General features: G+C 73.1%; 8 protein-coding genes and 1 tRNA gene (1 of these 9 running past the window's edge). 4 read left to right on the top strand and 5 right to left on the bottom strand.

The window, feature by feature from the left end; genetic code table 11:
• A partial coding sequence (locus ACFV5N_RS12055; protein WP_385597596.1) for a WXG100 family type VII secretion target occupies positions 1-1,036 on the bottom strand: 1,036 nt, incomplete at its 3' end.
• A 152-nt stretch (positions 1,037-1,188) separates the two neighbouring features.
• Between ACFV5N_RS12055 and ACFV5N_RS12050 the strand changes: the two genes are divergently transcribed.
• Complete coding sequence (locus tag ACFV5N_RS12050) at positions 1,189-1,695, top strand: DUF3830 family protein (protein ID WP_385597594.1); 507 nt, start codon at positions 1,189-1,191, stop codon at positions 1,693-1,695.
• Here the strand turns inward: ACFV5N_RS12050 and ACFV5N_RS12045 are convergent.
• Both ACFV5N_RS12045 and ACFV5N_RS12040 read right to left on the bottom strand, forming a co-directional pair.
• Positions 1,638-3,161, bottom strand: a complete 1,524-nt coding sequence (locus tag ACFV5N_RS12045) for an amidase (protein WP_385597591.1) — start codon at positions 3,159-3,161, stop codon at positions 1,638-1,640. The genes ACFV5N_RS12050 and ACFV5N_RS12045 overlap by 58 nt on opposite strands.
• Complete coding sequence (locus ACFV5N_RS12040; RefSeq protein WP_385597589.1) at positions 3,158-4,138, bottom strand: D-2-hydroxyacid dehydrogenase; 981 nt, start codon at positions 4,136-4,138, stop codon at positions 3,158-3,160. Before ACFV5N_RS12040 ends, ACFV5N_RS12045 begins: the two co-directional genes overlap by 4 nt.
• A gap of 230 nt (positions 4,139-4,368) precedes the next feature.
• Between ACFV5N_RS12040 and ACFV5N_RS12035 the strand changes: the two genes are divergently transcribed.
• Together ACFV5N_RS12035 and ACFV5N_RS12030 are read left to right on the top strand one after the other, a co-directional pair.
• A complete protein-coding gene (locus tag ACFV5N_RS12035; protein ID WP_385597586.1) occupies positions 4,369-5,274 on the top strand; it encodes a decarboxylase in 906 nt (301 codons plus the stop codon).
• Between the two features lie 199 nt (positions 5,275-5,473).
• A complete protein-coding gene (locus ACFV5N_RS12030) occupies positions 5,474-6,271 on the top strand; it encodes a decarboxylase (protein ID WP_385597583.1) in 798 nt (265 codons plus the stop codon).
• Positions 6,272-6,566: 295 nt separating this feature from the next.
• Here ACFV5N_RS12030 and ACFV5N_RS12025 read toward each other — a convergent pair whose 3' ends face one another.
• Positions 6,567-8,450, bottom strand: a complete 1,884-nt coding sequence (locus ACFV5N_RS12025) for a putative bifunctional diguanylate cyclase/phosphodiesterase (RefSeq protein WP_385597580.1) — start codon at positions 8,448-8,450, stop codon at positions 6,567-6,569.
• 312 nt (positions 8,451-8,762) lie between these two features.
• Here ACFV5N_RS12025 and ACFV5N_RS12020 point away from each other — a divergent pair, with 312 nt between their 5' ends.
• Entirely contained in the window at positions 8,763-9,980 is a 1,218-nt protein-coding gene (locus ACFV5N_RS12020; protein WP_385597577.1) for a M6 family metalloprotease domain-containing protein, read from the top strand.
• Positions 9,981-10,050: 70 nt separating this feature from the next.
• Here the strand turns inward: ACFV5N_RS12020 and ACFV5N_RS12015 are convergent.
• Positions 10,051-10,077: transfer RNA gene (locus tag ACFV5N_RS12015), tRNA-Lys, on the bottom strand (it continues 147 nt past the right edge of the window).

The following is a 10,077-nucleotide window of genomic DNA, read 5'->3' as shown; positions in this document are numbered from 1 at the left end:
GCCCACGACCCGCACCGGCGGGCGTGTCGCCGGGGCGCAGGACCGGGCCCCGCACGGGCGGAACCTGACCCCCGCCCCCGCCACGGCCCGGTCCCCGACCGGGGCCGGGATTCCCGGGCGCGGGCCAGCCCGGAACAGGCCCCGTGACCGGCTGCTGCACCGGACCACCACCACCCGGCACCACCGGCCGCTCCACCACCGCAGGCGGCGGCGCAGACGGAGACACACTGTTCGGCAACGTCCCCACCGAATCCAACGACGTCCCCACACCACCATCAACAATTGCGCCCATGTCGGGGCCTACAACTGCACCCTGGCCCAGGGACGCGTGCGCTGCAGGAACACCGGGCCAGGGAGGGGCTTCACCGGTCTCTCGGCCAGCTTCCGCACGCTGCGGCGGTGGGGCCTGACCTGTCGGCGTGCGGTTGTACGGATCGCCGGGTGAAGCAGGAGCCTCGACCACGGGAAAGGGTCCGCGCTCCAACCCTCCCCGGAACTGCGGCTCCGGCGCGTCCTGGATCGTCCGTGCCGACAGCTCGTACACGGACGACAGCCGGCGGATGGCCGCCACCGCCTCCTGGCGGGTGGTCTCCGTTTCGGCCAAGGTCGGTTGTTCCGCGCTGCCCGCAAGCGTGACCTGCTCCCGGAGCGAGGGCGGCAGCTCCATGGGAGGCGCCGGAGGCATCTCGCTCTTTGCTTGCTGGAGGGCTTCGCCCGCTCTGCTGATCGCCGTGGCGACGAATGTCACGTATGTCTGGAGCGTGGCGGACTCGCGGGACAACTCCCGGATCCAGGAACGGAATTCCTCGGCCGCCTGTCCTTCCCACTCCAGTTCCTCGGCCCTGGCCCTGATTTCCTCGCCGAGCCAGCCCACCACTTCCGCCGCCGACTCCAGCGCCTCCCCGCGCTGCATCAGCGCCTGCGGGTTCGCTCCCCTGAGCAGCGCCTCCAGCTCCTGGTGGGACATGGCCTGCAACTGCGCTTCCGTGGCGCTGCTGCCGCTGTACGTGTGCCAGTAACCATCCGCGTCTTCCACGTCGTTCCCCTCCCCGTGTACTCCCGCGTGCTCCGCGCTCGCTCCCCGCCGCTCGGACGCTCCCGGGGTCAGGATACGTTCCGCTGCCGACAGGCTCCGGTGTGCCACCATGCCAGCAGCAGGAACATCGTGCGGATCAGGAGGGATGTCCCATGTCGGACCCGGAGCGGTTCATTACCGTCTCGCTGGACAAGCGCGGGGTCAGCTGCACCGCCAGGCTGCTCACTGACCGGGCGCCCATCACCTGTCATGCCGTCTGGGACGCGCTGCCGTTGGGCGGTGACGTCTATCACGCCAAGTACGCCCGCAACGAGATCTACACCCTGGTGCCGCCCTTCGCCCCCGAGGAGCCGCCGCTGGAGAACCCGACCATCACCCCGATCCCGGGCGACCTGTGTTACTTCACCTTCTCCGACACCCAACTCGGCACGAAGTCCTACGGGTACGAGACCCACGCCGCCCACCAGGGCAAGGCGACCGTCGTGGATCTCGCGCTCTTCTACGAGCGCAACAACCTCCTCATCAACGGTGACGCCGGCTGGGTGCCCGGGATCGTGTGGGGGACCGTCGTCGAAGGGCTGGACCGGATGGCCGACGCCTGTCAGGACCTCTGGCGGGCCGGCGCGATCGGGGAGTCGCTCACCTTCCGGCGCGCGTAGGGGCCCTCGATCCGGGTGGCGCCGCAGGCGTCCAGCGCGTGGGCGACGGCCAGCACCAGTTCGTCCGCGTGCCGCGCCGCGACCAGCTGTGCGCCGATCGGCAGCCCGTCCGTGTCCAGGCCGCACGGCACGGACGCGGCGGGCTGCTGCGTCATGTTGAACGGGTACGTGAACGGCGTCCACTCCGTCCACCGCGTCATACCGGAGTCCGCCGGTACCTCGACGCCCGCCGCGAACGGCGCGATCGGCATCGTCGGCGTCAGCAGCAGGTCGTACGCCTCGTGGAAGATGCCCATCGACCGCCCGGCGGCCATCCGCACATCCACCGCCGCCAGGTAGTCCAGCGACCCGTACCGCGCGCCCTGCCCGCAGATCTCCCGCAGGCCCGGGTCGAGGAGGGCCCGGTGCCGTTCGTCGAACGGCTCGGTCACCCGGGCCGCGCCCGCGAACCACAGCACCTGGAACGCCTCCCGCAGTTGTTCCAGCGGCGGCAGCGGCGGGTCGGTCTCCTCCACCACCGCGCCGAGGTCCGCGAGCCGGTCCGCCACCCGCCGTACCGCCGCCGCGATGGCCGGCTCCACCGGGACCCCGGGGAAGCCGAGCTGCGGGGAGTACGCCACGCGCAGGCCGCGCACCGTGTCCTCGGCCTCGGCGACCGCCGTGCGGAAGCCGTGCGCCCCGCCGGTGGCGGGGAGGCTGGACCAGTCGCGCGGGTCGGGCCGGGCGATCACGTCCATGAGCAGCGCCGCGTCCCGCGCGTCGCGGGTGAGCGGGCCGACGTGCGCGAGGGTGCCGAACGCGCTGGCCGGGAAGATCGCCACCCGGCCGTAGGTGGGCTTGAGCCCGAAGACGCCGCAGAACGAGGCCGGGATGCGCACCGAGCCGCCGCCGTCCGTGCCCAGGCTCAGCGGTCCCGCCCCCGATCGCACGGCCGCCGCGCTGCCGCCGCTGGAGCCGCCGGAGGTGCGCTCGGGGGCGTACGGGTTGCCGGTCGCGCCGTGTCGCGGGGAGTCGGTGACACCCTTCCAGCCGAATTCGGGGGTGGTGGTTTTCCCGGTGAACACCGCCCCCGCCGTGCGCAGCCGGGCGACGGCCGGCGCGTCCTCGGGCCAGTCGCCGGCCGCGGACAGCGCCGCCGAGCCGCGCAGTGTGGGGTGGCCGCGCATCAGGAGGATGTCCTTCACGGTGACCGGTACGCCGTCCACCGGCCCGGCCGGGGTGCCGTTGTGCCAGCGCTGTTCCGCGGCCCGTGCCTGTTCCAGGGCGCCGTCGTGGTCCAGCAGGACGAACGCGTTCAGCTCGTGCTGTACGGCCTCGGACCGTTCCAGGACCGCCTGTGTCACCGCGACGGGGGACAGCTCGCCCGAGGCGTAGGCCGCCGTCAGTTCGGTGGCGGTGAGGCCGGTGAGTTCTGCCGCCGCCGGGGGCCGGGCCCGCCCGGTGGTGTCGCCGTCCGTCGCCGTCATGCCGCCTCCCCTTCGCCGGACACGTAGCCCAGCTGTTTGTCGACCACGTTGAACAGCGGTTCGCCCGCCCACCAGCGGTCGAAGTTGTCGAGGAACTGCTCCGCGAGGTCGTCCCGCCAGCCGAAGGTGTCCCCGCTCATGTGCGGCGAGACGATCAGCCCGGGCGCGTCCCACAGCGGGCTGGTGCCGGGCAGCGGCTCGGTGGCGAAGACGTCGAGGGCCGCGCCCGCGAGCGCGCCCGCGTGCAGGGCCGCCGCCAGGTCCGGCTCGACCACATGGCCGCCGCGCCCGATGTTGATGAAGTGCGCGGTGGGCTTCATCCGGGCGAAGGCCTCCGCGTCGAACAGGCCCCGGGTCTCCTCGGTGAGCGGCGCGGCGCACACCACCCAGTCGGCCTCCGGCAGCAGCGCGGGCAGGTCGCCGGCCGCCGGGATCCGGCCGAATACGGGGTCGCCGGTGCGTTCGCGGCGGCCGGTCAGCGTGACCTCGACACCGAGTGCCAGCAGCAGGGAGCCGATTTTCCGGCCGATCGGGCCTGATCCGACGACCACCGCGCGGCTGCCGTGCACTTTGAATGTCTCCCGGTGCCGCCAGCGGCGTTCCTGCTGGAATTTCCAGCTGCCGTGGAAATCCTTTGCCATGGCCAGAACCAGACCCGCCACATATTCGGCGATCGGCTGGTCGAAGACGCCCCGCGCATTCGTGACGATCGTCGGTGCGGACAACAGTTCGGGAAAGAGCAGCCGGTCCACGCCGGCGCTCGCGGTGTGCACCCAGCGGGGCCGCGCCCCGGTGCCCGGCCACGCCTCCCGCACCGCGTCGGAGGTGAAGTCCCACACCAGCAGCACATCGGCCTCCGGCAGCTGCCGGGCCAGTGCTGCCGCGCCGTCGGCGTGCAGGACGCGCGCGCGTCCGGCGAGCCGGTCGAGGCGGGGGAGGGGGTCGGCGTCGAGGACCAGGACACAGGATTCGGGCATCCGGCGAAACCGTTTCGAAACGAGGGGGTGTTTGAGTGGAGAACGTGGCGCCACAGCAGCCGCGGCCAAGGATTGACCACGGTAGGGAGAAGAAACTACCTTCGTCAACGAAGGCATCGGCACCGGCGTCCGGCCCGGCGGATTAACCGACCGGGTGTGCGTTCTTGTCTGTGTCAGCGTCCGGCCAGAACTGCTTCTGCGCCGCCCCTGCGTATGAATTGGGGTGTGAAATGGATGTCTCCTTCCTCGGCGGCCCGCGGCCGCAGCGCGGGATCGGAGTCGTGGCGCCGTTCGACTTCGCGCTCGACCGTGAACTGTGGCGGTGGGTGCCCGACGATATTTCCCTGCATGTGACCCGGACTCCGTTCGTCCCGGTGGAGGTCAGTCTCGATCTCGCCCGGATGGTCTCCGAGCACGAGACGCTGCGGGAGGCGGTGCGCGCCCTGTCCGCCGTGTCGCCCGAGGTCATCGCGTACGCCTGCACCTCCGGCAGTTTCGTCGGCGGTGTGGCGGGCGAGATGTCGATGACCACCGCGATGACGCAGGCGGGTGAGGCCCCGGCGATGACCACCTCCGGGGCGCTGCTGGAAGCGCTGCGCGAGCTGGACGTGAGCCGGCTGGCGGTGATCACGCCCTACACCCGCTCGGTCACGGACTCGCTGGAGGAGTTCGTGCACGCGGCCGGGGTCGAGGTGATCGGGCGCAGCTATCTGGGGCTGACCCGGGAGATCTGGCGGGTCGGCTACCGCGACGTGGTGACCATGGCGCGGGAGGCGACGGCCGCCGACGCGCCGGACGCGCTGTTCATCAGCTGCACCAACCTCGCCACCTACGACGTCATCCCGCAGCTGGAGGCCGAGCTGCGGATCCCGGTGCTGTCGGCGAACCAGGTGACTGTCTGGAAGGCGCTGCGGATGATCGGCAAGGAGGCGGTGGGCCCCTACCAGGCGCTGCTGGATCCGGCGGCGCGCGCCTCGCTGGAGTCGCTGTCCGCACTGCCGCCCCTGCCGGCCGCCCCGGCGCCCGAACCGTACGCGGCCACGGCGCCGGCCGGTGAGGAGAGCCCGCTGGTGGAGGGCGGGGGCGTGGGGCCGGTGTTCCCGGAGGATCTGGGCGGCGGCCGCCAGGCCGGCTGACGGCGTGCGGCGGGCCCGGGCCCGCCGCACGCTCCGCCGGTGGGGCCGGAACCGGCGGGAGGACGGACCCGTGCGAGGACGACCGTACGGGCACCGGCTGCGGGACGGGTACGAGCACGGTCCCGCAGGCGCGCACGCACGCGCGCGACGCGTACAGGCACGAGCACGAGCACCAGCACGAGCAGGGAGCGAACGCCAGATGGGCGACAGCACGAGCCGCACCGAGACCCCGGCCACCGCGGACCACGCCGACACGGCGGAGGCCACCGTCGGATTCCTGTACCCCGGCTACTCGGCGGAGGACGACTATCCCCGGCTGGAGGCCCTGCTGCGCGACGGCGGCGACCCCCGGGCCGCCGGGGTGCGGCTCCCGCTCGTCCACACCGACATGGGGACGGACGCCCACCGGGTCGACGCGCTGCTGGAGATGGGCGCGGTGCACCGGCTGGCCGCCGGGGTCGGGCAGCTGAAGGCGGCGGGCGCGCAAGCGGTGGTGTGGGCCTGCACCAGCGCCAGCTTCGTCTACGGCTGGGAGGGCGCGGGCCAGCAGGTCACGGCGTTGTCGGAGGCGGCGGGCCTCCCGGCGTCCAGTACGTCCTTCGCCTTCGCGCACGCGGTACGGGAGCTGGAGCTGAGCCGGGTGGCGATCGCGGCGACCTACCCGGACGATGTGGCCGGTCTGTTCGCCGAGTTCCTGAAGGCGGCGGGTGCCGAGGTGGTGGGCACCCGGGGGAGCGGCATCATCACGGCGGCTGAGGTCGGCACCTGGGGGCGTGAGGACGTGCTGCGGATCGCCCGCGAGGGCGACGATCCGGCGGCGCAGGCGGTGCTGCTGCCGGACACGGCGCTGCACACGGCGGCGTGGGTGGCGGAGATCGAGGAGACGCTCGGCAAGCCGGTGCTCACCGCGAACCAGGTGACGGCCTGGGAGGGGCTGCGGCTGCTCGGCCGTACGGTGCGGGCCCCGGCGCTGGGCGCGCTCTTCGACCGGGGCTGATCCGGAGCCCGGGCTTCCGCGTGCCGCCCCTGCCCGACCGGGTGGGGGCCCGGGCCCGGTCCTCGCCCCGCACGCCCCGCACGCCCCGCACGCCCCGGCCGCCCTGGCCCGGGCGCTCAGTCCTTGCGCTCTGCCCCGGTCGGCCCCGGCCCGCCGGGTGCCGGTCTCTGTCCCGGCCGGCCCGGCGCCGGTCCCGTGCCCCCCGTGCCCCCGTTCCCTCGGCGGGTGGCCGACCGGTCGCCGCCTCCGCGCCGTACCTCGGTACCTCCGTGCCCCCGCCCTCCGTGCGGCCCCGCTACCCCCGGCCGCCGCTGCCGTCCCCGCCGCCGGTGCCACCCCCGGCCCCGCCCCGGCCCCCGCCGCATCCGGCCACGCCGTGGATCATGGCGGTGATCTGCTCGGGCGGCAGCGGCTTCGCGTACAGCCAGCCCTGTCCGGTGTCGCAGCCGATGCGCCGCAGCCGGTCCGCCTGCGCCTGGCCCTCGACGCATTCGGCGGTGACGGTCAGGCCCAGCTTGTGGGCGAGGTCCACGAGGGCGGTCACGATCGTCTCGTCCGCCGGGTTGAGGTGGCGGGCGGTGCGGAAGCCCTTGACGAAGGTGCCGTCCAGTTTGAGGGCGCGCACCGGCAGCTGGGAGAGGTAGGCGAGGTTGGAGTAGCCGGTCCCGAAGTCGTCGATGGCGATCCGTACCCCCATCTCGGACAGTTCCTGGAGCGCCTGGAGGGGGCGCCCGGCGGGGCCCATGACGGCGGATTCGGTGAGTTCCAGCTGGAGGAGTCCGGCGGGCAGCCCGATCTCGGCGAGCACGCGGGTGACGTCCGCGACGACGTCCGAGTCCCACATCTGCCGCACCGCCACGTTCACGCTGACGAAGGGCGGCGGGCCCGCGCCCGCCGTGCCGGCCGGGCGGAGCTGGTGGGCGAGCTGCCAGGCGCGGGCCTGCCGGACGGCCTCGGTGAGCACCCAGCGGCCGAGCGGGACGATCGCGCCGTTCTCCTCGGCGAGCCCGATGAACCGGTCCGGGGTGAGCCGGCCGAACCGCGGGTGCTGCCAGCGCACCAGCGCCTCGACGCCGCGCAGGGTGTCATCGGCGAGGGAGACGATCGGCTGGTACTCCAGGACGAACTCGCCGCGTTCGATGGCCGGCCGCAGGGTGGCGGTGAGCGACTGGCGGGTCATGCGGTGCGCGTTGCGCTCCGGGTCGAACAGCGTCCAGCGGGCCTTTCCGTCGGCCTTGGCCCAGTACAGGGTGGTGTCGGCGGCCTGCATGAGGGAGGTGGCGGTGAGACCCGCGCACTCGCGTTCCACCACGCCGATGCTCGCGGAGACCGACAGCCGCTGCCCGGCCACGTCGAACGGCCGCTGGAGCGCGGTCAGCATCGCCTCGGCGAGCCGGGTGAGCTGGTCGGTCCCGGCGGAGCTGTCCACCAGGACGGCGAACTCGTCGCCGCCGAGCCGTGCCACCAGGGGTCCCGAGCCGGTCGCGCCCGCCGTGCAGTGGGTCAGCCGCTGGGCGGCGGCGGCCAGCAGTTCGTCGCCGACCCGGTGGCCGTGGGTGTCGTTGATGGCCTTGAAGCCGTCCAGGTCGAGGTAGCACAGGCCGATCCGGCCGGTCGCGGAGTCGCCCAGGGCGGCGGTGAGCCGTTCCACGAAGAGCGAGCGGTTGGGCAGCCGGGTGACGGGGTCGTGCATCTGGAGGTGCCACAGCTTCTCGCGCAGCTCGCGCCGTTCGCTGACGTCCAGCACCGACAGCAGCGCTCCGTCGCCCTGGCCGGTGGGCCGTACGGTGACCTCCGCCCAGACGGCGTGCCCGTCGGCGTGTTTGAGCCGGCGGGTGCAGCGCAGCTGTTCGCGCCTGCCGCTCAGGACCGCCTGGTACGGGCCCCGGATGTCGCCGTCCAGGCCGAGGTCGAGGCCGGTGGCGGCGTCGGCTGGGAGGCCGGCCAGGGCGCCGGGCGCGTACCCGAGGAGGGTTTCCAGCGCGGTGTTGGCGGCGCCGATCCGGCCGCCCGGATCGATCAGTGCCATCGGCAGGGTGGCGATCCGGAACGCGGCCCGGTAGTCCGCCAGGTGACCGGCCCGGTCAGCAGCCTGGACATCACGTTCCGTGACAGGTGGCCGGGGTGAATCCTGGGTGCCGCCCGAGGGGTCACCCGGTCCTGGGATGGGTCCGTTCACCGATCGCTCCTGGGCCGTCGGCGGGGGGAATCCGCTGGAAATGTGCCGATCATAGAGGCTGATCCATGGGCGGAGCCAGCTCCGCCCGGGCCTGTCTCGAACCCTGACACCTCCACCCCGCACGCGTTTTCGACGGGCTGACCGAATCTGCGCGAGCGGGGCGAAGGAGCGATCGATCCCGAAAGATATATACGCAGGGTAATCGTACTGCCCTTACTCCAGCCGGCCCAACTCAACGGGAAGGAACGGGACAGAAGTGACCAGAGTGGTCAGGGCACCTTCCCGTCCCCGAAGACCCGGTGGGAGGCCGACGTGTTCCGGAGCACCCTCCGCAGGCCCGCCGCGGTCCTCACGGTGCTGGCCGCCCTCATGGGAAGCACCCTCACCGCCGGGCCCGGCCCCACCGCGTTCGCCGACGACCTCTGCGGCCTGGAGCGCTCCGCCGTCCACCACTCCGAGGGCCTCGACACCTGGAACACCGCCTATCCGCAGCCGCTGGGCACCCTCGACGCGGTGATGCTCTTCCTCTCCTTCCCGGACTCCGGCGACCTCCCCGACCCGGACGTCATCGCCGCCGACTACTTCCCCGCCACCACCGACTTCTTCGACCGCGCCTCCTACGGCCGATTCGAACTGGCGGTGGAGGTGGTGCCCCGGTGGACGGAACTGCCCCTCCCGTCCACCCACTACGCCATACAGCGCGACTGGGACGCCGGTGCCCGCACCACCTACCTGCGCGACGCCTTCACCGCGCTCGCCCCGCTCGCCGACCCCGGCGCCTACGACGTCATCTACCTGGTCGCCGACCCCGACGCGCCCGGCGTGGACTCCGACGCCACCAAGGTCGTGAACTTCCACGAGCCGCTGAAGGTCGCCGGCAGCGAGATCAACCGGGTCGTCACCCTCTTCGAGCAGCGCCCGCCGGACCGCAACGTCCTCGCCCACGAGACCGGACACGTCTTCGACCTGCCCGACCTGTACAACCGCCCGAGTGGCGACACCGGGGACTGGGACACCCATGTGGGTGACTGGGATCTCATGGGCAGCCAGTTCGGACTCGCCCCCGAGCCCTTCGGCTGGCACAAGTGGAAGCTCGGCTGGCTCGGCGCCGAGCACGCCGACTGCGTCCGCACCCCCGGCACCACCCGGCACACCCTCCAGCCGCTCACCGCGCCCCTCGACACCGCCCACCCGGCCGCCGACACCCGCATCGCCGTCGTCCGCACCGGCCGCACCGAGGTCCTGGTCGCCGAGGCCCGCACCCGGGACGGCAACGACCGCCGGGCCTGCACCGAAGGCGTCCTCCTCTACACGGTGCGCAGCGACATCGCCTCCGCCGAGGGGCCCGTGCGGGTCATCGACGGCCACCCGGGCACCGAGGCGTGCGCCGGCCGGTCGGTGCACCCGAGGCTGGCGGACGCGCCGCTGGACACCGGGGAGAGCTACCACGACGCGGAGCGGGGGATCCGCGTGGAGGTGGGCGACCGCACGCCCTCGGGCGGCTGGAATCTCAAGATCGTCAAGGAGTGAGGTGGGGGAGCGGGGGCGGTGGAGGGTACGGAAAAGGCCCCTCGCCGCTGCGAGGGGCCTTCCGTGTCGGTGCGCCGCCAGGGACTCGAACCCCGGA

It is taken from the genome of Streptomyces sp. NPDC059853 (genome assembly GCF_042731495.1).
In the GTDB taxonomy this organism is placed as follows: Bacteria; Actinomycetota; Actinomycetes; order Streptomycetales; family Streptomycetaceae; genus Streptomyces.
The sequence above is the reverse complement of the archived record's forward strand: the minus strand, read 5'-3'. Positions and strand labels throughout refer to the sequence as shown.